The 25,395-nt window shown below is 38.0% G+C and carries 25 protein-coding genes and 1 pseudogene; 12 read left to right on the top strand and 14 right to left on the bottom strand.

The window, feature by feature from the left end; translation table 11 throughout:
• Positions 1–5: 5 nt before the first annotated feature.
• Complete coding sequence (rsfS, locus tag G6N06_RS14720; protein WP_163517551.1) at positions 6–377, bottom strand: ribosome silencing factor; 372 nt, start codon at positions 375–377, stop codon at positions 6–8.
• Positions 378–472: 95 nt separating this feature from the next.
• Here rsfS and G6N06_RS14715 point away from each other — a divergent pair, with 95 nt between their 5' ends.
• The gene (locus G6N06_RS14715; RefSeq protein ID WP_163517550.1) at positions 473–1,204 is read left to right on the top strand and encodes a biotin--[acetyl-CoA-carboxylase] ligase; all 732 of its coding nucleotides are present in this window, start codon (positions 473–475) and stop codon (positions 1,202–1,204) included.
• Here G6N06_RS14715 and G6N06_RS14710 read toward each other — a convergent pair.
• Complete coding sequence (locus tag G6N06_RS14710) at positions 1,201–1,596, bottom strand: SRPBCC family protein (RefSeq protein WP_163517549.1); 396 nt, start codon at positions 1,594–1,596, stop codon at positions 1,201–1,203. The two genes, G6N06_RS14715 and G6N06_RS14710, sit on opposite strands and share 4 nt — an antisense overlap.
• Positions 1,597–1,742: 146 nt before the next feature.
• A complete protein-coding gene (gene pyrE, locus G6N06_RS14705; RefSeq protein WP_163517548.1) occupies positions 1,743–2,387 on the bottom strand; it encodes an orotate phosphoribosyltransferase in 645 nt (214 codons plus the stop codon).
• Positions 2,388–2,510: 123 nt separating this feature from the next.
• Here pyrE and G6N06_RS14700 point away from each other — a divergent pair, with 123 nt between their 5' ends.
• A complete protein-coding gene (locus G6N06_RS14700; protein WP_163517547.1) occupies positions 2,511–3,092 on the top strand; it encodes an NUDIX hydrolase in 582 nt (193 codons plus the stop codon).
• Between the two features lie 59 nt (positions 3,093–3,151).
• On the opposite strand, the gene G6N06_RS14695 is transcribed toward G6N06_RS14700, so the two are convergent.
• Positions 3,152–4,903 (bottom strand): M14 family metallopeptidase, encoded by a 1,752-nt coding sequence (locus G6N06_RS14695; protein ID WP_163517546.1) that lies wholly within the window; start codon positions 4,901–4,903, stop codon positions 3,152–3,154.
• 102 nt (positions 4,904–5,005) lie between these two features.
• On the opposite strand from G6N06_RS14695, the gene ctlX reads away from it, so the two are divergent.
• Positions 5,006–5,944: a citrulline utilization hydrolase CtlX gene (gene ctlX / locus G6N06_RS14690; RefSeq protein ID WP_163517545.1), complete on the top strand. Its 939-nt coding sequence runs from the start codon at positions 5,006–5,008 to the stop codon at positions 5,942–5,944.
• A gap of 97 nt (positions 5,945–6,041) precedes the next feature.
• Here ctlX and G6N06_RS14685 read toward each other — a convergent pair whose 3' ends face one another.
• Positions 6,042–8,108: a tetratricopeptide repeat-containing sensor histidine kinase gene (locus G6N06_RS14685; RefSeq protein ID WP_163517544.1), complete on the bottom strand. Its 2,067-nt coding sequence runs from the start codon at positions 8,106–8,108 to the stop codon at positions 6,042–6,044.
• A gap of 420 nt (positions 8,109–8,528) precedes the next feature.
• Between G6N06_RS14685 and G6N06_RS14680 the strand changes: the two genes are divergently transcribed.
• A complete protein-coding gene (locus tag G6N06_RS14680) occupies positions 8,529–8,735 on the top strand; it encodes a hypothetical protein (RefSeq protein WP_163517543.1) in 207 nt (68 codons plus the stop codon).
• Positions 8,736–8,738: 3 nt separating this feature from the next.
• Here G6N06_RS14680 and G6N06_RS19920 read toward each other — a convergent pair.
• Positions 8,739–9,755: pseudogene (locus G6N06_RS19920) on the bottom strand (glycoside hydrolase family 53 protein).
• 271 nt (positions 9,756–10,026) lie between these two features.
• Here G6N06_RS19920 and argS point away from each other — a divergent pair.
• The 5 genes from argS (at position 10,027) to G6N06_RS14645 (ending at position 15,450) form a co-directional block, all read left to right on the top strand.
• On the top strand, positions 10,027–11,805 hold the full coding sequence (gene argS, locus G6N06_RS14665; protein ID WP_163517541.1) for an arginine--tRNA ligase: 1,779 nt from the start codon (positions 10,027–10,029) through the stop codon (positions 11,803–11,805).
• Between the two features lie 175 nt (positions 11,806–11,980).
• Positions 11,981–13,309 carry a signal recognition particle protein gene (ffh, locus tag G6N06_RS14660; protein ID WP_163517540.1) on the top strand — a complete coding sequence of 443 codons (1,329 nt, stop codon included), beginning with the start codon at positions 11,981–11,983 and terminating at the stop codon, positions 13,307–13,309.
• Positions 13,310–13,377: 68 nt separating this feature from the next.
• The gene (locus G6N06_RS20060; RefSeq protein ID WP_308469760.1) at positions 13,378–13,509 is read left to right on the top strand and encodes a four helix bundle protein; all 132 of its coding nucleotides are present in this window, start codon (positions 13,378–13,380) and stop codon (positions 13,507–13,509) included.
• A gap of 295 nt (positions 13,510–13,804) precedes the next feature.
• Positions 13,805–14,680, top strand: coding sequence for a bifunctional 5,10-methylenetetrahydrofolate dehydrogenase/5,10-methenyltetrahydrofolate cyclohydrolase (locus tag G6N06_RS14650; protein WP_163517539.1), 876 nt, complete (start codon positions 13,805–13,807; stop codon positions 14,678–14,680).
• A gap of 26 nt (positions 14,681–14,706) precedes the next feature.
• Positions 14,707–15,450, top strand: coding sequence for a YwaF family protein (locus tag G6N06_RS14645; protein ID WP_240338078.1), 744 nt, complete (start codon positions 14,707–14,709; stop codon positions 15,448–15,450).
• Between the two features lie 10 nt (positions 15,451–15,460).
• Here the strand turns inward: G6N06_RS14645 and G6N06_RS14640 are convergent, their stop codons facing one another.
• From G6N06_RS14640 to G6N06_RS14610, 7 genes are all read right to left on the bottom strand, one after another.
• On the bottom strand, positions 15,461–15,886 hold the full coding sequence (locus G6N06_RS14640; protein ID WP_163517538.1) for a VOC family protein: 426 nt from the start codon (positions 15,884–15,886) through the stop codon (positions 15,461–15,463).
• A 237-nt stretch (positions 15,887–16,123) separates the two neighbouring features.
• Positions 16,124–16,888, bottom strand: a complete 765-nt coding sequence (gene rluF / locus G6N06_RS14635) for a 23S rRNA pseudouridine(2604) synthase RluF (RefSeq protein WP_163517537.1) — start codon at positions 16,886–16,888, stop codon at positions 16,124–16,126.
• Between the two features lie 18 nt (positions 16,889–16,906).
• Positions 16,907–17,734: an alpha/beta hydrolase gene (locus tag G6N06_RS14630; protein WP_163517536.1), complete on the bottom strand. Its 828-nt coding sequence runs from the start codon at positions 17,732–17,734 to the stop codon at positions 16,907–16,909.
• 18 nt (positions 17,735–17,752) lie between these two features.
• Entirely contained in the window at positions 17,753–18,121 is a 369-nt protein-coding gene (locus tag G6N06_RS14625; RefSeq protein ID WP_163517535.1) for a cupin domain-containing protein, read from the bottom strand.
• Between the two features lie 158 nt (positions 18,122–18,279).
• Positions 18,280–19,251: a YitT family protein gene (locus tag G6N06_RS14620; RefSeq protein ID WP_163517534.1), complete on the bottom strand. Its 972-nt coding sequence runs from the start codon at positions 19,249–19,251 to the stop codon at positions 18,280–18,282.
• Positions 19,252–19,268: 17 nt separating this feature from the next.
• Complete coding sequence (locus G6N06_RS14615) at positions 19,269–19,823, bottom strand: hypothetical protein (protein ID WP_163517533.1); 555 nt, start codon at positions 19,821–19,823, stop codon at positions 19,269–19,271.
• Positions 19,824–19,893: 70 nt separating this feature from the next.
• Entirely contained in the window at positions 19,894–21,435 is a 1,542-nt protein-coding gene (locus G6N06_RS14610; protein WP_163517532.1) for a helicase HerA-like domain-containing protein, read from the bottom strand.
• A gap of 57 nt (positions 21,436–21,492) precedes the next feature.
• On the opposite strand from G6N06_RS14610, the gene G6N06_RS14605 reads away from it, so the two are divergent.
• Both G6N06_RS14605 and G6N06_RS14600 read left to right on the top strand, forming a co-directional pair.
• Positions 21,493–21,939, top strand: a complete 447-nt coding sequence (locus G6N06_RS14605; protein WP_163517531.1) for a RidA family protein — start codon at positions 21,493–21,495, stop codon at positions 21,937–21,939.
• A 55-nt stretch (positions 21,940–21,994) separates the two neighbouring features.
• Complete coding sequence (locus G6N06_RS14600; protein ID WP_163517530.1) at positions 21,995–22,627, top strand: 7-carboxy-7-deazaguanine synthase QueE; 633 nt, start codon at positions 21,995–21,997, stop codon at positions 22,625–22,627.
• A gap of 50 nt (positions 22,628–22,677) precedes the next feature.
• Here the strand turns inward: G6N06_RS14600 and G6N06_RS14595 are convergent, their stop codons facing one another.
• Positions 22,678–23,217, bottom strand: coding sequence for a DUF2911 domain-containing protein (locus tag G6N06_RS14595; RefSeq protein WP_163517529.1), 540 nt, complete (start codon positions 23,215–23,217; stop codon positions 22,678–22,680).
• A gap of 252 nt (positions 23,218–23,469) precedes the next feature.
• Between G6N06_RS14595 and asnB the strand changes: the two genes are divergently transcribed.
• Positions 23,470–25,140 carry an asparagine synthase B gene (gene asnB, locus G6N06_RS14590; RefSeq protein WP_163517528.1) on the top strand — a complete coding sequence of 557 codons (1,671 nt, stop codon included), beginning with the start codon at positions 23,470–23,472 and terminating at the stop codon, positions 25,138–25,140.
• Positions 25,141–25,395 lie beyond the last annotated feature (255 nt).

The following is a 25,395-nucleotide window of genomic DNA, read 5'->3' as shown; positions in this document are numbered from 1 at the left end:
TTTTTTTAGTAACTGGTTTCTATAACGGTTGTTTTTGCGTCGCCCCAAAGGCCTTCGATATCGTAATATTGTCTTATATGTTTTTGAAATACGTGGACCACCACATTGACATAATCCATTAGAACCCATTCTGCATTGTCACTTCCTTCAACATGCCAAGGATGATCTTTAAGGGTTTTACTGACTTTCTTTTGAACAGCATTCACAATGGCATTTACTTGTGTATTTGAGTTTCCTTCGCAAATAATGAAATAATCACAAACCGTGTTTTCAATATCCCGCAAGTCGAGAATTTTGATCTCTTTTCCCTTGACGTCTTCAATACCTTCTAATATAGTGGAAATCAGTGCATCTGAGTTATTATTTTCTTTCGCCATTAATTTATTTTAAATTTGTGCAAAGTTATTGTTTTTTTTAATTCTTTTAAGCCTTATAATCTCATAAGAAATTTATAAATTATTGAAGCTTGCACATGCGTATAATCAAACTTGATGCCATTGACTCAACTAACACGTACTTAAAAAGGCTCAGTAGTGGAGGCAATGCTGAAGATGGTTTGACGGTAGTTGCTAGTTTACAGACCAATGGACGAGGGCAAATGGGAACCGTTTGGAGCTCTCAAGAGGCCAAGAACCTTACGTTTAGTGTGTTTAAGGATGTTTCATTTCTCAATATTCGGCAACATTTCTATATCAGTATGGCGGTCTCCTTGGCGGTCTATGAGGCCTTAAAGAGCCTGGGAATAGCCAAATTAAAGGTGAAATGGCCCAACGACATTTTGTCAGACAATAAAAAAATTGGGGGAATTCTGATTGAGAATGTCATCAAAATAAACGTGATTAGTGGGTCTGTAATTGGAATAGGGCTCAATGTCAATCAGACCGATTTTACGGGATTGCCAAACGCATCATCCTTACTGTTGCTTTCAGGGCAAGTGAACAATTTGGACGAGGTATTGAACTTGGTTTTAAAACAGATTGATATCCATTTTAATTGTTTGAAAGAAAAGCAGTTCAAATCTTTAAAAGCACGATACGAATCACAGCTATTTAGAAAAAACAAACCTTCAACATTTCAAGATGCTGAAGGTTCTGTGTTTTCAGGTTATATTATTGGAATTTCAGATGTTGGACTACTACAGGTTAAAGTTCAAGACAACAAGATAAGAAGTTTTGACTTTAAGGAAGTAGCTCTGTTGTATTAAACCGCTTTGGACATGTTGGTTACCAAGGTCTCAATGAATTTTGAAATTGGACCTTTGATCATCATGGCCATCATAGGATTGAAATCGCCTTCGAAGGTCAATTTAACATCACTCTGATTGTCTCCTGTTTCTTGGATATCGCCAGTCAGTGAAAAATCCAATTTTCCTCCGGCAGCACCAAGAACAATTTTATTTGGCGCGTTGCTTTCCTTCTTCTTCAATACAATCTCAGGCATTCCTTTTAATGCGAATAAAAACTTATCCTCGCCCAAGACTTCAAATTTACTGATATTATCAGGCATTAACTGTTCGAAATTCTTAACATCAGATAGGAAGTCGAAGACTTCTTGTGGGCTTTTCCCAAGACTTACTTTTGGTGATTCTAAATTCATTTTTGTTTGTTGTTTTATCCCGTTTGCGATAATGCTGCGGAGGGGAAATAATTATTTTATATTGTTGTGGTTAAGTCGTGCTTTTTGGCTGAAAACGATCCCTCGATCCATTCCCTCACGACTTCATTTTTGTTGGTGAAGGAACATCAAGAAGCATTCCATTCGCTTGGTCTGGCATTCCAATCTGCCAAAACTTTCTGTTCCTTAGTGGTGATATATTTAGTGTCTAAGGCTTGTTCCAACAGTGATTCATAATTACTTAATGTTTGTAAGGTAACATCGGCTTCTTTAAAATTGTTATTGGCCACTTCAAATCCGTATGTGAAAATGGCGACCATTCCTTTAACATTAACGCCAGCTTCTTCTAAAGCCTTTACGGCATTAAGACTACTTTTGCCTGTGCTGATCAAATCTTCTACCACTACCACACTCTGGCCTTTCTCAATATAACCTTCAATTTGATTTTGACGCCCATGACCTTTTGGTTCTGGTCTGACATACACAAATGGCAGTCCCAAATACTCAGCCACTAAAATACCAATACCAATGGCCCCAGTGGCAACTCCAGCTATGACGTCGGGTTTTCCATATTGCTGTTCAATATGTTTGGCCATGGTTTCACGAACGAAATTACGGATGGGTGGATAAGAAAGTATGATGCGATTGTCGCAGTAAATTGGTGATTTCCAACCAGAGGCCCACGTAAATGGTTCATTCGGTTGTAGTTTGATCGCGTGAATCTGCAATAGCAGTTCGGCAGTCTTTTTAGCGGTTTGTTTATTAAGAATCATGGGGTAAAATTAAACAATTTTATAGATTTTAAATTTAAAAATTTGCGGAAAAATTTTTTCAAAGACCGCGCTGTGAATCAAATTATTATATTTTTACAAATTCAATTCTTCATTATAGAAAAGATGTATAAAGTTTTTGTCAATGACAAACCTATTATTTTGACTACAGAGGTCAAGAAAGAAAAGCATTTTAAAAATTACTTGATGCGAACGGTCAACATAGGAAAAGTTATTAGAGAACTCAATTCTACCGACTTAAAAGGTGTAAGGATCATTGGTAAGAGCGAAAAAAAACTTTTGAAATCATTTTTAAAGAAGTTACCAAATGTGGTTGCCGGTGGGGGCAAGGTATTTAACGATAAAGGTGAAATTCTTTTTATTTACAGAAATGATAAATGGGATTTGCCCAAAGGAAAAATAGAGGGGAATGAAAGCATTGAGGAAACCTCTTTGAGAGAGGTTGAGGAAGAAACCAAAGTCAATGGTCTGAAAATTATCAAACCATTGGAAACGACCTATCATATTTTTAAAAGGAACGGGAGACACCAACTGAAAATAACCTATTGGTTTGAAATGACTTCCACTTATAAAGGCGAATTGATACCCCAGGAAGACGAAGGCATCACAAAAGTAGAATGGCTGAACCCAACCCAGGTTAAGAAAGCTATGGAAAATTCGTATGCCAATATTAAGCTTTTGGTTTAAATTTCAAATTAGAATCTTATCAAATACAATCCCCAAGAGTATTTACGGTATGGTTTGCTTCATTGGTCAGTGGAATGTTGCATCACTCTATACACAGGATACCGCATATGTGCCAACTCATAATACTCACTTTGCTTATGCAGCCAATCCAATTGTGCATACCAGCTTTTTGCAAATTCAGGTTCCGATTTCTTTTTGGTTTCGAAAGCAGCAAGTAATTCTGGTTTATTCTTTAATAATTCGGCTGCAACGTCCTCAAATGCATAAGGCGAGAAACCTTCTTTCTGTTGCAGAATCGTATCGAAGAAATTCCAATTAAAAAATGAATCGGGCGCTTGTGGCTCTAAGGTTTCCAAGAGGTATCTTATAGCGTCCTGATCTGTAGAAATAAAATAGTCTCCTTTTTTGAATCGCATGGCTTGGGTTGATGGAATCACTTTGGTGTTATAATGTTGGTAATGCCCCTCATAGGCCTGATTTCTGGTTTGGTAAGTATCTATTTTATAACTTTCAACAGTAATGGTCGTGTCTTTTTCAAGAAATGTCATTTCAACTTGGTTCAGCTTCAACAAGTCAATAACGTTCCACCAACCTTGAGGAATGATATAAGCCGTTGGGACAGAGACTTCAACTTTTGGCTTGAAATAGTTTTTGTAGACCACATCCTTTGTGAATGGTTTGCTTCTATCATATTTTAAGCGATTTGCTCCTGTGATCTCACTTGGAATCATCTTGCCTTCGTAGCCTTTAAATGTCAGACGGGTCGATTTTGTGGTGTCAACCATCCAATCTAGGGGATAGGTTTTTGAAGCTTGAAATTGTTTAATAGCATCGGCACGTAGTTCCTTTATTTTATTATGATCAGTTTCCATGATCTCCAACATGCTTTTCATCAATTCGTAAGTGCCTTCCACTCGTGGTTTGTAAGGTTTGAGCATATGGGTTTCGACCATCATTCCTAAGCTGTTGAACATTGCCGTATAGCCTGTAGAATAACGTGGTGAATCCAAAAATTGGGTAAATCCGGCTTCAGGTACCTCGTTAAAAACATTGACATAAGGCGTGATGTCCCATTTCTTGTGGGCCAATTTACTTTCCAAACTTGGCATCATTTCCTCATGGAGATATTCACCCAAATCACCTCCAAGTTTATTGTGCTGTGTAAATAAATGGGTCAAGGTATATTGGTAATCGGCGCCATTGCTCACATGGTTGTCGATAAAAACTGCAGGTTGGACCAAGTGATAAATTTGGGTGAAACTACGAGCGTTTTTGGTATCTGCTTTTATAAAGTCGCGGTTCAGATCATAGTTTCTGGCATTACCTCTAAAGCCGTATTCCTTAGGTCCAACTTGGTTGGTACGGGTGGTGGAGTTTCTATTTAGGCTTCCTCCAACATTATAAATAGGAATAGTTACCAATACAGTATGCACTGGTGTTGCAATTTTGCCTTGTGCAAGATCTCTGAATAAAAGCATTGTGGCATCAATGCCATCAGGTTCTCCTGGATGGATGCCGTTATTGATCATCATCGTCTGCTTGGTTTTTCTAATGGATTCAAAGTCGAAAACCTTATCAGGATTGAAAATCACTATGTGCAGAGGTATGCCAGCATCTGTCATGCCGATACTGTCCATACGGATTTCAGGATAGTTATCAGACAAGAGTTGATAATACGCAATTACTTCTTGATAGCTTGCCGTTTCAAGTCCGTTGCTTTTTTCAAAAACTGTCAAGTAATCCTTGGGCAGATTCGCTTCTTGAGCGATGATGGAAAGACTCGTTAAAAAGAAAATAAAAATGGTTTTCATCAGAAGTAATTTGCATTTGAGCTCTGCGCATATTTAAAATCGCAATAGCTTCCAAATTTAATCAAATTAAACTATTTTTGCCGGCATAAAATCGCCTTTACTATGCACCAAACCACAAATACAATCTTGATGATTCGGCCTGTAAATTTTAGGATGAATGAACAAACAGCGGTCAATAATTATTTTCAGGAAGATTTGGATATAAAGAACTCTGAAATCAATGCAAAGGCTCAAGCCGAATTTGATGCCTTTGTAGAAAAGCTCAGAGCTGTAGGTGTCAATGTTATTGTGGAAGATGATGATAAGGTCAACGATACTCCTGACTCTATCTTCCCAAATAACTGGGTAAGCTTTCATGAAAATGGCGATGTGGCACTATATCCAATGTTTGCCGAGAATAGGCGTAAGGAACGACGTGAAGAACTGCTCGACCGTTTGGAAGAAGAAGGCTTTGAGATTACAAATATAATGGACTATACCAGTGCCGAAGAAGATCATTTCTTTTTGGAAGGTACTGGCAGTATTATTATGGATCGGGTACATAAAAAGGCATACTGTGCGCTTTCTCCACGGGCAGATGAAGAACTATTTATAGAGTTTTGTGAAGATTTTGACTATTTTCCTGTCATTTTTACAGCGTATCAAACTGTGGATGATGACCGTTTGCCTATTTATCATACCAACGTCATGATGTGTATTGCTGAAACTTTTGCTGTCATTTGCTTGGATAGTATCGATGATAAAAAGGAGCGTAAAAACGTCGTGGACCATCTGAAAAAAGACGGTAAGGAAGTTATTGCAATTACCGAAGCCCAAATGCACAGTTTTGCTGGCAATATGCTACAGGTGAGAGGCGCCGATGAAAAACGCTACTTGGTGATGAGTAAGGCGGCACATGACAGTTTAACCAGCATGCAAATTGCGAAACTTTCCATGCATTGCGAGATGTTGTACAGTGATTTGGAAACTATAGAAACGTGTGGTGGTGGAAGTGCTCGTTGTATGATGGCGGAAGTGTTTTTGCCGAAAGCAGGAAGATAAAATTGAATTGAGCAAAACTGGAATTGAATTAAAAATGATTAATTCTATGTAATCAAGGAATAACTTTGAACCCGAAACTCGAAACTCGAAACCCTTTTTAGCTCTCTTCTTCCGTTTTCATCTTGGGAAGCTCTACATAGAATTTTGTGCCAACATTCGGAGTGCTTTCAACCCAAATTCGACCTTGGTTAAGTTCTACTAATTCCTTACAGATTGTCAGACCTAAACCGGTACCCTTTTCGTTCTTGGTGCCAACAGTCGTGAAATTATTGTTTTGAAAAAGCTTTTTGAGGTTTTCTTTTGGAATCCCAACTCCTGTATCTTCCACACAGATTAAGGACTTTCCATTGTGTTCTTTATTGGAGATGGTAATAATATCTCCAACACGACTAAATTTTACGGCATTGGTCAATAGGTTCTGGATAATAATTTCCACCATACTTTTATCAGCATAGATGAATCCCTGCTGAGATTCATCAATGAGGACAATCCGTTTTTGTTCAATTTTTTGTTCTATCAATCTGACTTTACTGTGAAACACTTCTTGAACATCAAAAAGCTCGGGCTTTGGTTCCAAGTTTTGCATTTGCGATTTCGACCAATTTAAAAGATTGAACAATAATAAGGAGGCATTATCGGCATTTTCACTCAATTCCGGAATCAACTCATTGAATTCTTCTCTACTAATACTGTCTTCCTTAAGTAAATCTAAGAATGCTTTAATGGACGATATGGAGTCTTTTAGATCATGAGAAACAATACTGAACAAACGATCTTTAACGTCATTGATTTCTTGGAGATGGAGTTTTTGCTCCATAATGGCTTCATTTTGAAGCTGGATCTGCTTATTCTTTTCCTCAAGTTCCTGGGTGTATTTAATAGAGCTTTTTCTTTTCAGATAAATCAGTAGTAAAAAGGTCAGAACGATGAGAAATGCAACGATTAATCCGTAAGAAAGAAGCTTTAAATTTTTGACTTGATTGGTATTGTTAGCCGTTTCTTTTATGGTGTCATCAGGCGTTGTCGTCTCAAGGTTGGCTTCATTCTCAAGAATATCCTCAATGGAGTCGGTATTTACCGGCAAATAAGGTTGGTTTTCCTGATCTAAAATGTGCTTTAAACTAAAATACTCGCGTTGCCAACGATAGGCATTTTCAAACTTTCCTTTGGTGGAGTCCAAGGCCATTAAAAGTTTGTAGTTTTTAAGAAGTTCTTCGTTGTTCCCCACTCCTTTTGCCAAGTCATGGGCTTCGTAGATTTGACTTTCTGCCAATCGCGTGTTTTTCTGCTCCAGATTAAGTTGTCCGATTGAATTCAAGGCTCGTAAAATACCTTCCTTATCATTAGCTCTTCGGTTAAATTTAAGGCCTTCCACAAGGTATTTGGCGGCCTTGTCATAATCTTTAAACTTAAGGTACTCTTCGCCTATACGTGGCAATATTTCTCCTTTTAGGGCTTGGTCTGCTTCAGGATTGAGCATCGATAAAACGTCTTCATAGTATTCAATTGCCTTTCGGTGTTCTTTCCGCCTTGAATACAGTTGGGCAATATTCTTTGTGGACATTTTAATGCCTGAACTATCATTTAACCGCTCTCTAATATTTAAAGCTTTCAGGTTGAATTCAAGCGATTTATCAATTTGGTTCGTATTATAATAGGCTTTTGCCAGATTGTTGTAAGCCAAACTAAGATCTTCGTACAAGTTGCGTTCTTCAAATATTCTGATTGCAGATAGGGAATTCAATAACCCGTTTCTGTAATTCCCTCTTTTGATCTCTAAAAGACCAATACTGTTGCTCACTTGTGCGACTCCTAAAGCATCATTGAGCTCTGTATATAATTTTTTCGATTTATTGAAATGGTCAATTGCATTGAAATAGTCATTTCTATCGGCATAGATAAGGGCTTGAAAATAATTGACTGCTGCGATGCCTTTGGCGTAGTTAATTGATTTTGAAAGCTGCTCGGTTTCTGAAATATAGGAGAGTGCCTTTTGATAATCTTGCGCTTTATAAAGTGCTTTAATAAGAAGTATCGAGGTGTCAACCTTGGAGGAATCCTGCTTTTGAAAAGCTAATTGTATAGCAAGACTGTCTATCTCTTTGGTTTGGGAATAACCAGACAAGACAGCAAAAAAGGCAGCTAAGGCAATTAACCGTTTCATTTTTTTGCAATTAGTTATAAAATTGTAATGCGATGTGATTTGAGCTTGCCTTGAGGGAGAGGGTAGGCACTTACACAAAAATACAATAACAATGGTGTTAAGGACTTTTCAATATATGCATCAACGTTTTTTGGGACCTTGATTAATAGCTTCTTCAAAAATGGATAAAAGGGTTTTAATAATCTAATTTTCGGGTTTTAATGCCAAAAAATTAGATGAAGTGATATGGTATTTTTTTTGAATAATTTAGATATCGGGTGAAAGGTCAATATCTTAGAAAAACGACACTTTCATCGATGAAATGCAAAATGCTGATATGCGGAAATTTAAGGTTGCACAAAAGGTTACGAATCATTGGTTTATAAAAAATAAGATGAAAAGGAATATTGACTAACTTTAATGAAATTAAATAACACAAGAATGAATAAAACGATTAAAACCATTTTGATGGTTGTAGGCACTGTACTGCTAGTATATGGCATATACACCTTAATTGCGCCGGAAGCCTCTATTGGCATTGGGGATTTCAGTGTGGATATTCAAGATAATACGGATGCTTATATGACCATAGGCCTTGGATTGGTGGCTTTGGTGTTGGGATTTCTGGGAGGTAAGAGATTAAAATAAATGCTAATTGTTTCTAAAAACGTCAAAGATTGGTAGGGCCTTATGGTCAAAATCAAACATGCATTGGTTTTCCCAAGCACTCCCCTTTGTTGAGGTGTTCCCATTGCCAACAAAGGCAACCCAGTCTGGCGCCCAATAGCAAAAACCAATTCCTTTTTGGTTTGGAATGGATTTAACAGTGTTCACAAGCCATTCAAGATAGGCTTTCTGACCCCATGGAGTTGCTGGGAATTCTGTCAGTATCTGGCTGTCGTCGCCAATAAAGTTGATGCTCTTGTCGTTCCATTCCAAAGTAAATGGATAGGCCATTTCTACCATTAAAATATCTTTGTTAAAAGTAGTTGCCAAGGTATTGAGTTTTGTTTTTACCAAACCCAAATCTTTGGTCTGAAATTGTGGGTAATAAGAAAGTCCGATAATGTCAAACTCTAAATGATAGGGTTGGAGTTCATTGAAAAAATATATCGCATCTTCAACACTCGAATGGTGCAGCATAATTTGAATATTGTTGTTCGGGTCAACCTCCTTTGCTCCCTTTATGGCTTCTTTTACCAGGGCAGCATAATTGGGCCAATTGTCGTTATGTTCATTCCAAACTTTTCCGTAATTCTATAAAAGGCCACTGTCCGTTTCATTTCCTATCTGAATGATTTTTGGAAGTGTATTTTGTTCTTTTAATTCGAGAAGGACCTCTTTTGTATAGTTGTAAATGGCATTTTTAATTTCATCAAAGTTCATATTTTGCCATGCTTGAGGTGGCGTTTGCGACCCTGGATCGGCCCAGGTATCCGAATAATGAAAGTCTAGTAGAAAATCCATATTCCTGCTTTTTATTTTTAGTGCATACGCTTTGACATCTGATAAACTGTTCTGTCCATTCTGTGGGGTGTGCCATAACTTGAGGCGGACGAGATTGGTTCCGTTTTCAGAAACGTAATCTAAAAGGGTGATGGGCTTTCCGTTTTCGTCTTTATAGACCAGATCGTATTTTTCCAACTCCGATTGAAATGATAAATCCATGCCTTTATAAAACTGAGGTTCTACTGGTGATAAAACATCGGAAGTATATTTGGAATCGTCACATCCTATAATAATAAATATGAGACTCAGAAAGTAGAAGATGCGATTCATAGGAAGTTTTGAAGTTCAAATTTAATCAAATTTTGAAAAATCAAATCAGATGAGGTTATGATCAGCCCTTAGACTTATAGCTTTTTCCTAACAATAGAGCTATTGCACTTATAAAAAATTAATTAAAATCCTATCTTTGCAAACTTAAAATGAACAGCAGATGAATCTTCAGGAAACCTTATCACATCAAGTAAAAAAAGCAGTAAATGAACTTTTTGGCGCGACCTTGGAGTCGGTAGAACTACAATCCACCCGTAAAGAGTTTGTGGGTGATGTCACTGTGGTGATTTTTCCAATGTTGCGGGTGGTAAAAGGGAATCCAGTTCAGATTGGCGAACAGATTGGCCAATATCTGTTGGAAAACATTGATGTCGTAAAATCCTTCAATGTCGTGAAAGGCTTTTTAAATATTGAAATTGAGGATGCACATTATCTCAAAATTTTTGAAACCATAAAAGATAATGAATCTTACGGATTTGCAGCCCCTCAACCAAAAGATAAAGCCATAATGGTGGAATATTCATCGCCAAACACCAATAAGCCATTACACTTGGGACATATTAGAAACAACTTATTGGGTTATAGTGTTTCTGAGATATTAAAAGCTTCCGGTAAAAAAGTATATAAAACGCAAATTATTAATGACCGAGGTATTCATATTTGTAAGAGTATGTTGGCTTGGAAACGTTTTGGAAATGGAGAGACTCCCGAGTCATCGGGTTTAAAAGGCGATAAGTTGGTAGGGAACTACTATGTTAAGTTTGATCAAGAATACAAGAAGGAAATTCAGGAGTTGGTGGCCCAAGGTAAGTCTGAAGAAAATGCGAAAAAACAAGCTCCTATTATCATTGAAGCTCAGGAAATGCTTCAGAAATGGGAAGCTGGCGATGTAGAAACGGTTGCCCTTTGGGAAAAAATGAACGCTTGGGTTTATAAAGGTTTTGATCAAACCTATAAAAATTTGGGGGTTGATTTTGATAAACTTTATTACGAAAGCCAAACCTATCTCTTAGGAAAGGAATTTGTGGTAGAAGGATTGAAGTCAGGAGTGTTTTTCAAGAAGGAAGATGGCTCTGTTTGGTGCGATTTGACCGAAGACGGTTTGGATGAAAAAATTGTTTTACGTTCAGATGGTACCGCAGTTTACATGACCCAAGATATTGGTACGGCCATTCAGCGTGTTAAAGATTTTCCTGATGTTGGCGGAATGGTTTATACCGTAGGCAATGAACAGGAATACCATTTTCAAGTGTTGTTTTTAATCATTAAGAAACTGGGATTTGAATGGGCGAAAAATTTATTCCATTTAAGTTATGGCATGGTCGATTTACCTTCTGGAAAAATGAAGAGTAGGGAAGGAACTGTTGTTGACGCCGATGATTTGATTGTTGAAATGGCTAAGACTGCTGAAGAGATTTCAGAGGAATTGGGCAAATTGGAAGGGTATTCAGATGCTGAAAAACAAGAACTGTACAAATCTATCGGTTTGGGTGCCTTGAAATATTTTATTTTAAAAGTGGATCCAAGAAAACGCATTCTTTTCGATCCGAAGGAGTCAATCGACTTCCAAGGTAATACGGGGCCGTTTATTCAGTATACCTATGCTAGAATTCAATCCATATTAAGAAAATCAGATTTAAATGCGGTTATAGACATACAGGATATAGCACTTCACGGTAAGGAAAAAGAATTGATCAAACAGTTGTTGTTGTTTCCTGAAGTGATCCAAAATGCCGCAGATAATCACAGCCCTGCATTGGTGGCCAATTACACCTATGATTTGGTAAAAGAGTTCAATTCCTTTTATCAGAATGTGTCTATTCTTGGAGCGGAAAATGACAATGAAAAGGCCTTTAGGGTAGCCTTGTCCAATAAAGTGGCGGTGACCATAAAGAATGCATTTGGTCTGTTGGGGATTGATGTACCTGAGCGCATGTGACCCCTCCCGACGGTTATTGGGATTAGAGAGATCTGAAGTTCAATGTCCGACAAGCTTGCCAAGATGATATTTATTAAGCCTTTAGGTTTTATAAATAGACATCAAATATGTAAATTTGCAACTCAAAATTTAATTCTTGTAGTTTTTAATACTACAAACAGAAGACTGAAAATATATGTTTAATAATTTAAGTGAAAAGTTAGATAAAGCCCTGCACGTCCTTAAAGGGCACGGAAGTATTACGGAGGTCAACGTTGCCGAAACCTTAAAAGAGGTACGAAGAGCCTTGTTGGATGCCGATGTCAACTTTAAAATTGCCAAGGAATTTACCAATACGGTTAAGGAAAAAGCCTTGGGTCAAAACGTATTGACCACTTTGCAGCCAGGCCAGTTGATGGTGAAATTGGTCAAGGATGAGTTGACTGAGCTCATGGGTGGCGATGCTGAGGGTATTAATCTTTCAGGTAATCCAAGCATAATTTTGATGTCTGGTTTACAAGGTTCTGGTAAAACGACTTTTTCCGGTAAACTTGCCAATTATCTTAAAAACAAAAAAACAAAAAAACCTTTATTGATTGCCTGTGACGTTTATCGTCCAGCTGCTGTTGATCAACTTCATGTAGTGGGAGAACAAATCAATGTTGAGGTTTATAGCGACAAGGGAAATACAGATCCTGTAGCTATTGCAAAGGCAGGTATTGCACATGCTAAAGCAAATGGTCATAATGTGGTCATTATTGATACCGCAGGACGATTGGCTGTAGATGAAGCGATGATGACCGAGATTTCCAATATCCGTGATGCCATTCAGCCACAGGAAATTTTATTTGTAGTTGATGCCATGACCGGCCAGGATGCCGTTAATACCGCCAAAGCCTTTAATGATGTCTTAAATTTTGACGGTGTTATTCTGACTAAATTGGATGGTGATACTCGTGGGGGGGCGGCCATTTCTATTAAATCGGTAGTCAATAAACCAATTAAGTTTATTGGTACGGGTGAAAAAATGGAAGCGATTGACGTGTTCTATCCATCGCGTATGGCAGATCGTATTCTGGGAATGGGAGATGTCGTATCTCTTGTTGAACGTGCCCAAGAGCAGTTTGACGAGGAGGAAGCACGAAAACTTCAAAAGAAAATTGCCAAAAATCAATTTGGGTTTGATGACTTCTTAAAGCAAATTCAGCAGATCAAGAAGATGGGTAATATGAAGGATCTGATAGGAATGATCCCGGGAGCTGGGAAAATGATGAAAGATATTGATATTGATGATGATGCTTTTAAAGGTATTGAAGCCATCATCCATTCCATGACCCCATTAGAACGGGCAAATCCATCAGTAATAAATGCCAGTAGAAAAAAACGTATTGGAAAAGGCTCAGGAACTTCCGTGCAAGAAGTGAATCAGCTTTTAAAGCAATTCAACCAGATGAGCAAGATGATGAAAATGATGCAAGGTGGCAAAGGAAAGGCGATGATGCAGGCGATGAAGGGGATGAGGTAGGCTTCAGTTGGCAGTTTTCAGTCGCAATCGCAATACTGGTTTTTCTATACTTAATAAACTTTTGTGATATGGATTTCAAGAAACTGATAGTGTGTCAAAAGTCATTAGAATTGGCCATGGATATTTTCGAAGTCTCTAAAAATTTTCCAAAAGAGAAGACGTATTCATTAATTAGTCAATTAATTAGAAGTTCTCGTTGAGTCACGGCTTATATTTCTGAATCGTATAGAAAGCGATTGTATCCGCGTCACTTTATAAGTAAGCTTACCGATGCGGCTGCTAAAATTCAGAAACTTTCGCATGGTTGGAATTTGCTTTGGCTTGCAATTATATAGATGATTCTACATTTCAGGATTTAAACATTTAATCATTAGAAATTAGAAAATTAATAAATTTTATGATCAATAATCCAGGTAAATTCGGAGTTAAGCCAGAATGATATGTTTACCACAATCAAACTGAAAACTGCGACTGCGACTGTAAACTATTAAAGGAATGACAATCTTAGATGGAAAAAAAATAAGCAATGACATTAAAAATGAAATTGCCGAACAGGTAAAAAGAATGAAGGAAAACGGGGAAAAAGTGCCACATCTTGCTGCAATTATAGTGGGCAATGATGGTGCCAGTTTGACCTATGTAGCCAGCAAAGTTAAGGCCTGTGAACGAGTTGGGTTTGAATCTACCATGGTGCGCCTTTCCAATACCGTAAGTCAAGTTGAATTGTTGGATAAGATTAAGGAATTGAACGAAAATCCAGAGATTGATGGGTTCATTATTCAACTGCCATTACCAAAGCAAATTGATACTCAAAAAGTGATTTTAGCCGTGAACCCAGATAAGGATGTGGATGGTTTCCACCCAATGAATTTTGGGAAAATGGCTCTTGATATGTCCACCTTTATTCCTGCAACACCATTTGGGATATTGGAGCTTTTGGACAGGTATAATGTTGATACTCAGGGCAAGCATACTGTTGTTATTGGTAGAAGCCATATTGTTGGCCGTCCAATGAGTATTTTAATGGGAAGGAAAGGATTTCCAGGGAACTCTACTGTTACTTTAACGCATAGTCATACCAAAAACATTACACAAATTACGTCTCAAGCCGATATTATTATTTCAGCTCTTGGAGTGCCCAACTTCTTGAAGGCCGAAATGGTAAAAGATGATGCGGTGATCATTGACGTTGGAATTACCCGAGTGCCTGATGATACAACCGAAAAAGGCTATCGTATTACGGGTGATGTTGATTTTGAGAACGTCAGTAAAAAAGCGAGCTTTATAACGCCAGTACCTGGTGGAGTTGGTCCGATGACTATCGCGATGTTGCTTAAAAACACGCTCTTGGCTAGAGAACGCCAAATGTAAATCTCACTATAGAAAAAGAACAGGGCATGATGTATGTTTTAGTTTTAACAATGCCCATAGTCATACTACGAGTAGTCATGGGGAGCATGGAACATTGGCTTCCCATTGTTCTTGCGGTTCTATTTGGATTCGTGGTTATACAATATGCCAAGAGAAACCTAAGTGTTAAAAACCAATATCGGTTTATCCATTTTATGGCAATTGGAATTTCCTTATTAGTTATTGCCTTTCATCTTCATAAGGTAATTTCCGGGAACTATAATGTTCAAAAAGATTTACCTCTATATCTATGTAGTTTGTTGGCTATTTTAATTCCCGTGTTTACATATTATCGTAAATTTTGGATGTACGAAATCCTGTTTTTTTGGATTATCGCTGGCACCTTGCAGGCTGTAATAACACCAGATATTGCCTCTGGTTTTCCAACATTCGATTATGTCAGATATTGGGTTGTCCATTTGGGACTGTTAATGGTCATAAGTTATGCCACACTAGTTTTTAAAATGATGCCCAATTTTAAAAGTGTGTTTAAATCATTTTTCGCCTTACAACTCTATTTTTTGGCTATAGTGGTTGTTAATGATCTGTTGAACGCCAACTATTTTTATCTCAATGAAAAACCACAATCTGCATCTCTACTGGATTATCTTGGAGATTGGCCGATGTATATCATAATTGTCCAAGCTGTTTTAATCCCATATTTTCTGCTCATTTACCTTCCGTTTTATCTTTATGGATTAAAAAGAAAGCGCCTTACTCAATTGGGGTAGTGAATTCAGTTTATTTGGCAAATAATTGTCCCATATCCTTAAAGGCCTTAAATTCTAAAGCGTTTCCTGAAGGATCCATAAAAAACATCGTAGCCTGTTCTCCAACTTGACCTTCAAAACGGATATAGGGTTCAATAACAAATTCAATACCTTTTTCAGTTAGTTTCTTGGCGAAATCCTGAAATGAATCCCATGGCAGTACGACGCCATAATGCGGTACTGGAACATTTTTACCGTCTACACTATTGGAGTGCGACTCTTCTGTAGATTTTGATTTGTAATGAATGACCAATTGATGGCCAAAGAAATTGAAATCCACCCAATGATCCGAACTTCTGCCTTCTTCACAGTTTAAAACATCCCTGTAGAACACTCGGCATTCCTCAAGATTATGTACTGGAATAGCAATGTGAAATGGTGATAATGCTGTAGTCATGACTGTTTTTTAATTTGTTTTTTAGTGTTTAAAAGAGGTGCACCAATCTTAATATAGTCTTCTTAAAATAATTGGTGCCAAGAATTACTATTGGCAGTGTTATTTCTGCAAATTTTAACTACGCCTTACGTCATGGTCATAATGTGTCTCAATAATCACGGTTAATAATAGAATTCATTATTTGTATTTTAAATGATGCCAACGAGTCTCTTATACCATCGTGCTTTAGTTATATTACTATTTTCTGCTTCTTCTAGGTGGAGGAGATTTGTCTTCCGCCATACGTTTTTCTGAACTGTCCAAAAGCGCATTCAACTCCTTGAATTCAGCTTCTGTCAATTCCCGATAAGAACCAACGGGCATATCCAGTTTGATGTTCATGATCCGAATGCGTTTTAAAGTTTCCACTTCATAATCCAAGTATTCACACATTCTACGGATTTGTCGGTTGAGGCCTTGAGTTAGAATGATCCTGAACTCATTGGTCCCTAGTTTTTCAACCACACATTTTTTGGTGATGGTGTCTAATATGGGTACGCCGTTGGACATTCGCTCGATAAAGGTTTGTGAAATGGGCTTATTGACCGTAACAAGATATTCCTTTTCATTGTTATAACCTGCTCTCAATATTTTATTGACAATATCACCATCGTCCGTAAGCAGGATTAAACCTTCGCTTGGTTTGTCTAATCGTCCAATTGGAAAAATACGTTTGTGGTAGTTGATATAATCAATGATATTATCTTTTTCAACACGTGTATCTGTTGTACATACGATACCTACGGGCTTGTTGAAGGCTAAATAAACAAAACCTTCGTTGGTGTCTGAAATCCGCTTTCCATCGACATGAACGACATCACTCTTCGAAATTTTTGTTCCCATTTCGGGTACTTTTCCGTTGATGGTCACTCGGCCAGCTTCAATGAGCTTGTCAGCTTCCCTGCGTGAGCAGTAGCCTACTTCACTTAAAAATTTGTTGATACGTTTAAGATCTTCTTCCATAATACAAAGATAGTGGTTTTAGGTATCAATGAACTCGTAAATATGTTCAGCAACGGAGGCGTGAATCAACGAATGACCTAAACCCTTGGTAGTTATGAGCTGACTGTTTTTAAAACTGTTTTTTATCAGTAAGGCGTCGTTGTAAGGAATAATATGGTCGTCTTGGTCATGGATGATCAAGCCCTCTGATTCAGTCGTAGCAAGGAATCTGGCCGTTGATAAGGCATCCGACGGAGTGCCAAAACGTTTTATTATGGTCTGCTCCAATTCTGAAACAATCCGATGATTATAACCCAACATATCGGTATAGCGTTTCATGACATCCTGAAATTCAGAAGGAGCTCCCAATAAAACGATTTTCTTTAACTTGTCAAATTGATATTTATGTTGAAAATAAGCCGAGGCCATTCCGCCGACAGAATGCCCGATAATGACATCTGGAGAGAATCGCTGGGCGACCACATTAATGAACTCGGCATATAGCATGGCGTCAAATGCCCTGCCTCCTGATTTTCCATGTGCAGGAGCATCAAGTGCAATGACATTAAAGCCTCTCTTTTTGAGGTCCAATATCAGATTTTTCCATCGCGCGGCATTGCTTTCCCAGCCATGGGTCAATAAAATGGTTTGCTTTTTTCCCAACCATCTGTAGGTCATTATAGGATAGTGTTTATATTTTAGTTCCTCTTGGTAAGCGGTATGTAAAAAATCTGATTGTTCCTCGTTAATCCGGCCAGCCCGTGGGGTGGTAAATAAGTACATGGCCTTATCTGCGGCATAGGGCTTTGAAACATAGCTCAGCATATTATAATACGAACCAATTAATTTAATAAGAACTTCCTTCATGACAATTTAGGTTTGGGATTAATGTTCTCTGTGTACGAGATCCATTGAGAATGCTGGAAGGCAAATAGCGAGGTATTCGCAAGGCTCTGTGTAGGGATTTGAATATTGAATGCGTGTATTTTTTTCTATTTTTATGGATTCGCCCGCCGATAAAATAATGGTCTCATCCTCAATAATAAATTGTTTCTTGCCGCTGATGATAAACGTGTATTCATCAAATTCAGGGGTTTGGAAGGGTTCGCTCCAGCCAGCTGGTGCTATCATGTGTGCGATACTTAATTGGGAGTTGCCGTCTGTTGCCCTTCCAAAATGTTCCTTTATGGTTTTTCCATCGGTTGTGGGAACCACAAATGGAGAGGTTTGTATTTTATAAGGTTTATTTGCCATAATTTTATTTTTAGTTGATCGTGAGTAGTTTTAAATTCAAAGTTTTACGACTTCGCTGGAAGATCCAGACGGGCAGGTAAGTTCCAAATCTTAAATCCTCAATCGTTTATGTCAATCAAAAGTCTTGTACTTGTCATCTGTCATTCATCACTTCTCCGTCACTTCAAAGGTTTCTTCTTGATCATACCGCCTCTGATATCTTTTACAAGTCCCATGATAATAAATGCTTTTTCATCAATTTTATCTATTTCTGTATGCAATTTTGCGAGTTCCAGTCTGGTTACGACGGTATAGATAATATCTTTATCATAGCTTTCGCCGTTTCTTCCATAACCGCCTTTTCCTGCATAAATGGTGCAGGCACGTCTCAATTTTTCGACAATCATCTTGCGCAGTTCTTGGTGTTTTTCTGAAATAATCGTTACCCCAACATATTCTTCAACGCCATCCACAACAAAATCGACTGTCTTTGCCGCAGATAAATATGTCAATATTGCATAGAGCGCAATTTCAATAGATAAAATGTAGGCACCAAACGAGAAGATGATAATATTGATTAATAATAGCACATCACCTATGGTGATTGACAATTTCTTGCTGAGCCAAATGGCCAATACCTCGGTACCATCAATAACACTGCCGCCTCGCATGGCCATCCCTATACCCAATCCGAGAAAGAAACCACCAAACACAGCAATTAACAAACGATCTTCGGTAATGGTGGGATAGTCCACATAATGCACAACAAGGGCTAAAATGGCAATGGTGACAATACTCCTAACAGCGAATTTGACACTGAATGTTTTTGCCGCGAGAATTAGAAATGGGAGGTTGACTAAAATCAATAGAAAACTCAAGTCAATTTGAGTGATGTTTTCTAAAAGCAGCGAAATACCTGTAGCGCCACCATCAATAAAACGGTTGGGCAATAAAAAGCCCTTCAACCCGAAACCGGCCGAAAACACACCAATAAGGACATAGGTGTAATCCTTGATGAAGTGCTTAATCTCTACTTTGATTTGACGTGCTAAAGGAATTGCCTGCCTGTCTCTGATTTTTGAAGATGAATGTTCATGCTCAAGTTTTTTCCGAGCAATCGCAACTAATAACTTTGAGAAGAATGAACTCATCTTTTAGTCTTTGGGTTTTAGTTCCAGTGTATGAAAAAATATTTCACTTTAGCATTATCAGGAATCTGCGAAGCCTCAATAGAAATACTTCTATCAAAGCGTAAATTTGATGGCAATTCTTTTTTATCGATGGTAAAGGATGCATTAATCTCTTTGACACTCACAACAATTGAGTTGATGAGGTTGTCAATTTTTGAAATTTCATAGGCATTTTGGATATCCTTGAAACTGCTCATAATCGAAATACCTTTTTCAGTTTTATAGCGAGAATCTAAGATTCGGACGCTGTTGACCACGGAAGTTGAGTCTGCGCTTATCTGAGGAGAAATACTTAACAATGAAGTGCCATCTTTGTCAAATATTTCGATTGTATTGATATTTCTCGTAAACTCGTCTTTGCCAATATAGTTGGCAACGGAATCGTTCTCAAAAATTGATTTTAAATCTTTGATCTGTGTTGAATCCGTCAAGTTTCCGATATTGTGTTTTTGAATCAAAAACGGATCTTGGTCCTTCCCACAACTGGACAATAAAAGAGAGAATAGGGTAATGTAAATAAATGTTTTATGCATTTTTAATGGTGAATTTAATTTCCGTAACACTTTTCGTTATCGGTAGATAATTGGTTAATGATTGTTTTTTTTATTTCTTTTTCATGGCTTTTGAGAGAATGCCAAAAACACTTCTGATAAATGTAGCACTGGTGAGCACTTTTACAATAGGGTTCATTGCAGAGCTACGACGCGTGGTAGTAGTTCGCTGTTTGGATTGTGCTTTTTTTAAGTCTTCCAGTTCTTTTTTTACCTTTTCTTTTTCATCCTCAGCTTGCGCTTTTTCAATCTTTCTGTTCAGCATTTCATAAGCACTGTCCCTGTCTATGGTCTCATTGTATTTTTTGATCAATTTTGACTTGGACAGTAAGTCTGCCAATTCACTTTCGCTCAGAATGTCCATCCGGCTCATTGGTGCACGCATCATGGTCGCGGCCAATGGTGTAGGCCGTCCCTTTTCATCTAGAGCACTTACTAAAGCTTCGCCAGTTCCTAAAGAAGTTAAAACGCTTGCAGTGTCATAATAAATAGTATCAGGATAATTTTGTGCGGCTAATTTGATGGCTTTTCGGTCTTTGGCGGTAAAGGCTCTTAAGGCATGCTGAACTTTTAATCCTAATTGGCTCAAGACCGCTTCGGGAACATCAGTCGGATTTTGGGTGACAAAATAGATCCCTACGCCTTTACTTCGAATGAGTTTGATAATACTTTCAATTTGGTTTAAAAGGGCCGTTGATGCTTCATTAAAAATGAGATGAGCTTCCTCAATGAATATAACAAGTTCAGGTCGGTCGGTATCACCTCTTTCCGGAAAAGTTGAATAGATTTCCGCCAATAGCGTCAACATGAATGTTGAAAACAATTTTGGACGGTCTTGTATGTCCGTCAATCGAAGGATATTAATGTATCCTCTTCCATTGTCGTCAACTCTTAGCAAATCGTCCACTTCGAACGAGGTTTCTCCAAAAAACAAATCGGCACCTTGCTGTTCCAAGGCAACAAGCTTTCTTAGAATAGCCCCTGTAGAGGCGGTCGAAATTCGGCCATACTCTGATTCAAAGGCCTCTTTTCCTTCTTGGGTTGAGTATTGTAAGATCTTTTTAAAATCCTTGATATCCAAAAGTGGCATTTTATGATCATCGCAATATTTGAAAATCACTGACACAATTCCGGACTGAGTTTCGGTCAATTCCAAAATTCGAGATAAAAGCACGGGGCCAAATTCACTAACCGTGGCTCTTAATCGGACGCCATCTTGTTCAGATAAGGTTAAGATTTCAACCGGAAATCCTTTCGCTTCGTGCGGAATTCCGATTTTGGCGTGACGCTCATCGATTTTAACGTGCGGTGAACCCGGTACAGCCAACCCGCTTAAGTCTCCCTTGATGTCCATTAATAAAACGGGAATACCTTTTTCTGATAGCCCTTCTGCCAGCACTTGCAAGGTTTTTGTTTTCCCTGTTCCAGTAGCACCTGCAATCAGCCCGTGTCTGTTTAAAGTCTTTAAAGGTACATTGACAAGGGCGTTGGTAATGGTCTCACCATCTAGCATGGCAGCACCTAAGGTAATGAACTCGCCCTTATTGGTGTTTCCGTCTTGAATATGTTTGAGGAAATCATCCTTTCTGGCCATAAATTCTAAATTTTGGATAAAAATAGTGTAATTTTATTCAAGTTTAAAAGATAAAAAATGAAACTTAAATCTGTTTTCTCCATCATTTTACTCACCTTCTTGGTTTTTGGATGCCAAAAAACACCAAATGAAATTATTTTTCATAAATCGCATGAGGCCAAAAAACAGGATACACCGTTTAGTGATGTGGTTGAGAGCAATGGCTTTTTGTTTTTAAGCGGACAGTTGGGAATGGACCATGGAACGCGTACTTTGGTTGAAGGTGGTATTGAGGCTGAAACTAAGAAGTGTATTGAGAATATTAAAGCTGTTTTGGAACATCACCAATCCTCTTTGGATAAGGTCGTGAAATGTACCGTCGTGTTAAAAAGCATGGATGACTTTGTGGCATTTAATAGGATATACAAAGACTATTTTCCAAATAAACCTGCACGGACCACCTTTGCAGCAAGTGGATTGGCACTCAATGCCAGCATAGAAATTGAGGTTATTGCTTCCAAATAAAAACTTCTGTTTATTGGCCCCTAATTTTTAAGATTATCAAGTATCTTTGCACGCTATGACAAAAAGTGAAAAACAAGAGTTGATAGATCAAGGTCTTCTGCTGCCTTTGATGGAAGAGTTTTATACCATTCAAGGCGAAGGCTTTCACAAGGGAACCGCTGCTTATTTTATAAGACTTGGTGGATGTGATGTGGGGTGCCATTGGTGTGATGTCAAAGAAAGCTGGAATGCAGAACTGCATCCTCCAACTATGGCGGAATCAATTGTTGAAAATGCAGTAAAATATAGTAAAACCATTGTTGTTACTGGCGGGGAGCCTTTAATGTGGAATATGGATCCCCTAGCTACTAAATTAAAGGAGAAGGGCTTGCAGATACATATTGAAACTTCTGGAGCCTATCAATTAACGGGAACATGGGATTGGATTTGTTTGTCACCAAAAAAATTAAAACTCCCTACTCAAGCGGTTTACGACAAAGCCAACGAGTTAAAAGTGATTGTTTATAATAAGGACGATTTTAGATTTGCGGAAGAACAGGCAGCGAAAGTCAATAAAGACTGTATCTTGTTTTTACAGCCAGAATGGAGCAAACGCGATAAAGTGATACCCGAAATTGTAGACTACGTCATGGCAAATCCACAATGGAAAGTGTCTCTACAGACTCATAAATATTTGAATATCCCATAAAAAAAAGAGCTTAGACACCTAAACTCTTTTTTTTGTTTGGAAGGGATGGGCTAAAATGTAAAAGGAACTTTTACTCTTAAGGTTCCCCAACCCATGTACATATCGGCACCCGATTTAGATTCTTCAAAAGTAATTGAAAACGCTTCCAAAATATCTTTGCTTTGCGATACTGGAACATTTATACGAGCCACATCGTGATCTTTCGTATAGGTATAGGCGCCCCAAACGTTAACGTCAGAACTCAAGATAATGGTCCATTCGTCGTCGCCAGGAATTGTAAACAATGTATAAGTGCCAGCCTTAACCTTTGTATTTCCAAACATAACAGGCTTGTAAAAGGTTATTTCGGTAGCCTCATTTGCACCTGTTCGCCACACCTCGTACTTTGGCGTTAGTCTTGCTAAATCACGCCCCTTTAATTGAGGTCGGCTGTAAATGATTTTTATGGCCTTATCCGAAACTTTATAGCTGCTTGGATAGGTGGCAGCGTCCATTGGACTTGGGTCTAAATCTGGAAATTTTTGTGCATTGGCGGTATAGGAAAATACCAATGCCAGCGTAAGTGCTAATGTTTTGATCACTGTTTTCATAGAATTTTATTTTAGGGTTAAATTTAAGATTTTTTATCTTAAAATAATTATAAAGTTGGGGGTTGATCGCCATTTACAATTCTTCAAAAATCACACCATTTTTAAGAATCATGCTTTAATATTTTCTTAATAACATGGTATTTTGTTGTAAATTGTAATCATTTAATTATAATTGGTTTCATATTTGAAATGATAGGCCCATATTTGCCTAAGTTTTATAATAGAAAATAATAAATATTAAAAGATAGAATCATGTGTGGAATTGTATGTGCTTTTGATTTAAAACAGAAAGCTGAAGATTTAAGACCTCAATTATTGGAAATGTCCAAAAGAATCCGTCACCGCGGACCAGATTGGGCTGGAATCTATAATAATGAAAAAGCGATTATGGTTCATGAGCGTTTGGCTATTGTTGATCCAGCTTCAGGAAAACAACCTTTATTGAGCGAAGATAAACAGTTGATTTTGGCCGCAAATGGCGAAATATATAACCATAGAGAATTAAGAAAGCAATTTCCGGACTATAAATTTCAGACTGAAAGTGATTGTGAGGTTATTTTGGCATTGTATAAGGAAAAAGGTTTTGATTTTATTGACGAAATGAATGGGATATTCGGTTTTGCCATTTATGATGTGGAAAAGGATGAGTACTTCATTGCTCGTGACCATATGGGCATCATTCCTTTATATATAGGTTGGGATCAAAACGGAACTTTTTATGTAGCCTCAGAATTGAAAGCTTTGGAAGGTATCTGCACCAAGATCGAATTATTTCCTCCAGGCCATTATATGTCCAGCAAGGATGGGGAATTTGTACAATGGTACAAACGCGATTGGACGGAATATGATGCGGTAAAAGATAATGAAACGAGCATTAAAGCTATTAAAGAAGCTTTAGAAGCTGCGGTTCATAGGCAATTGATGAGTGATGTGCCTTATGGTGTATTGCTTTCAGGAGGTTTGGATTCGTCCATCACTTCTGCAGTTGCTAAAAAATATGCTGAAAAACGTATAGAATCTGATGATACGCAGACTGCTTGGTATCCGCAATTACATAGTTTTTCTGTAGGTTTGGAAGGCTCGCCAGATTTGGCTGCTGCCCGAAAAGTAGCGGATCATATCGGGACGATTCACCACGAAATAAAATTCACCATTCAAGAAGGTCTGGATGCGCTTAGAGACGTCATTTACAAACTTGAAACTTATGACGTAACTACCATTCGTGCCAGTACACCTATGTATTTAATGGCACGTGTCATCAAATCAATGGGTATTAAAATGGTCTTATCTGGTGAAGGAGCAGACGAGTTGTTTGGTGGCTATCTCTATTTTCACAAAGCGCCAAATGCTAAAGAATTTCATGAAGAAACCGTCAGAAAATTGAGCAAGCTTCACATGTACGATTGTTTACGTGCTAACAAGAGTTTAGCGGCTTGGGGCATTGAAGGCCGTGTGCCGTTTTTGGATAAAGAGTTTATGGATGTTGCCATGCGCATCAACCCACAAGATAAAATGATCAATGGCGAACGCATGGAAAAGTGGGTGGTCAGAAAGGCATTTGAAGATATGTTGCCGGAAAGTGTGGTTTGGAGGCAAAAGGAACAGTTCAGTGATGGTGTGGGCTATAGTTGGATTGATACCTTAAAAGTAATGGTGAGCAATGAAGTGAGCGACGAGCAATTGGCAAATGCCAAATACAAGTTTCCAATTCAAACTCCAACCAGTAAGGAAGAGTTTTACTACCGTTCAATCTTTACGGAACATTTTCCAAGTGATGCCGCGGCGTTGAGCGTGCCACAGGAGGCTTCAGTGGCGTGTAGCACCAAGATAGCTCTGGAATGGGATGAAAGTTTTAAAAACATGAACGACCCGAGTGGAAGAGCTGTGGCCAGAGTGCATTCTGATGCTTATGTGAAAGCCTAAAAACAATTAAATTTAAAATTTTATAATCGCAAAATCCCGCCTTAGCGGGATTTTTCTGTTTTCACCTTTTTTCTAAGATGTTAAAATCCATCAAAACTCGATTTAAGATGCTTTTTAGGCGTTTTAAGCGACTTTCAAGTAATCAACAAATGTTGATAAATTTGACACATAATCGACAAAATGCTTTCAAAAAGCCTCCTTATTTTGTATCTTTGTGGGTATCCAAAAATGATGCGCGAGTATCATTTTTTTTAT

Origin of the sequence: Gelidibacter japonicus (assembly GCF_010725055.1) — a bacterium.
GTDB lineage: Bacteria > Bacteroidota > Bacteroidia > Flavobacteriales > Flavobacteriaceae > Gelidibacter > Gelidibacter japonicus.
This window is presented reverse-complemented; position numbering and strand designations above follow the sequence as displayed.

What these genes read in the sequence shown, in the direction of transcription:
- rsfS (WP_163517551.1), bottom strand. Translation starts at nt 377, where the DNA reads ATGGCGAAAGAAAATAATAACTCAGATGCACTGATTTCCACTATATTA.
- G6N06_RS14715 (WP_163517550.1), top strand. Translation starts at nt 473, where the DNA reads ATGCGTATAATCAAACTTGATGCCATTGACTCAACTAACACGTACTTA.
- G6N06_RS14710 (WP_163517549.1), bottom strand. Translation starts at nt 1,596, where the DNA reads ATGAATTTAGAATCACCAAAAGTAAGTCTTGGGAAAAGCCCACAAGAA.
- pyrE (WP_163517548.1), bottom strand. Translation starts at nt 2,387, where the DNA reads ATGATTCTTAATAAACAAACCGCTAAAAAGACTGCCGAACTGCTATTG.
- G6N06_RS14700 (WP_163517547.1), top strand. Translation starts at nt 2,511, where the DNA reads ATGTATAAAGTTTTTGTCAATGACAAACCTATTATTTTGACTACAGAG.
- G6N06_RS14695 (WP_163517546.1), bottom strand. Translation starts at nt 4,903, where the DNA reads ATGAAAACCATTTTTATTTTCTTTTTAACGAGTCTTTCCATCATCGCT.
- ctlX (WP_163517545.1), top strand. Translation starts at nt 5,006, where the DNA reads ATGCACCAAACCACAAATACAATCTTGATGATTCGGCCTGTAAATTTT.
- G6N06_RS14685 (WP_163517544.1), bottom strand. Translation starts at nt 8,108, where the DNA reads ATGAAACGGTTAATTGCCTTAGCTGCCTTTTTTGCTGTCTTGTCTGGT.
- G6N06_RS14680 (WP_163517543.1), top strand. Translation starts at nt 8,529, where the DNA reads ATGAATAAAACGATTAAAACCATTTTGATGGTTGTAGGCACTGTACTG.
- argS (WP_163517541.1), top strand. Translation starts at nt 10,027, where the DNA reads ATGAATCTTCAGGAAACCTTATCACATCAAGTAAAAAAAGCAGTAAAT.
- ffh (WP_163517540.1), top strand. Translation starts at nt 11,981, where the DNA reads ATGTTTAATAATTTAAGTGAAAAGTTAGATAAAGCCCTGCACGTCCTT.
- G6N06_RS20060 (WP_308469760.1), top strand. Translation starts at nt 13,378, where the DNA reads ATGGATTTCAAGAAACTGATAGTGTGTCAAAAGTCATTAGAATTGGCC.
- G6N06_RS14650 (WP_163517539.1), top strand. Translation starts at nt 13,805, where the DNA reads ATGACAATCTTAGATGGAAAAAAAATAAGCAATGACATTAAAAATGAA.
- G6N06_RS14645 (WP_240338078.1), top strand. Translation starts at nt 14,707, where the DNA reads ATGATGTATGTTTTAGTTTTAACAATGCCCATAGTCATACTACGAGTA.
- G6N06_RS14640 (WP_163517538.1), bottom strand. Translation starts at nt 15,886, where the DNA reads ATGACTACAGCATTATCACCATTTCACATTGCTATTCCAGTACATAAT.
- rluF (WP_163517537.1), bottom strand. Translation starts at nt 16,888, where the DNA reads ATGGAAGAAGATCTTAAACGTATCAACAAATTTTTAAGTGAAGTAGGC.
- G6N06_RS14630 (WP_163517536.1), bottom strand. Translation starts at nt 17,734, where the DNA reads ATGAAGGAAGTTCTTATTAAATTAATTGGTTCGTATTATAATATGCTG.
- G6N06_RS14625 (WP_163517535.1), bottom strand. Translation starts at nt 18,121, where the DNA reads ATGGCAAATAAACCTTATAAAATACAAACCTCTCCATTTGTGGTTCCC.
- G6N06_RS14620 (WP_163517534.1), bottom strand. Translation starts at nt 19,251, where the DNA reads ATGAGTTCATTCTTCTCAAAGTTATTAGTTGCGATTGCTCGGAAAAAA.
- G6N06_RS14615 (WP_163517533.1), bottom strand. Translation starts at nt 19,823, where the DNA reads ATGCATAAAACATTTATTTACATTACCCTATTCTCTCTTTTATTGTCC.
- G6N06_RS14610 (WP_163517532.1), bottom strand. Translation starts at nt 21,435, where the DNA reads ATGGCCAGAAAGGATGATTTCCTCAAACATATTCAAGACGGAAACACC.
- G6N06_RS14605 (WP_163517531.1), top strand. Translation starts at nt 21,493, where the DNA reads ATGAAACTTAAATCTGTTTTCTCCATCATTTTACTCACCTTCTTGGTT.
- G6N06_RS14600 (WP_163517530.1), top strand. Translation starts at nt 21,995, where the DNA reads ATGACAAAAAGTGAAAAACAAGAGTTGATAGATCAAGGTCTTCTGCTG.
- G6N06_RS14595 (WP_163517529.1), bottom strand. Translation starts at nt 23,217, where the DNA reads ATGAAAACAGTGATCAAAACATTAGCACTTACGCTGGCATTGGTATTT.
- asnB (WP_163517528.1), top strand. Translation starts at nt 23,470, where the DNA reads ATGTGTGGAATTGTATGTGCTTTTGATTTAAAACAGAAAGCTGAAGAT.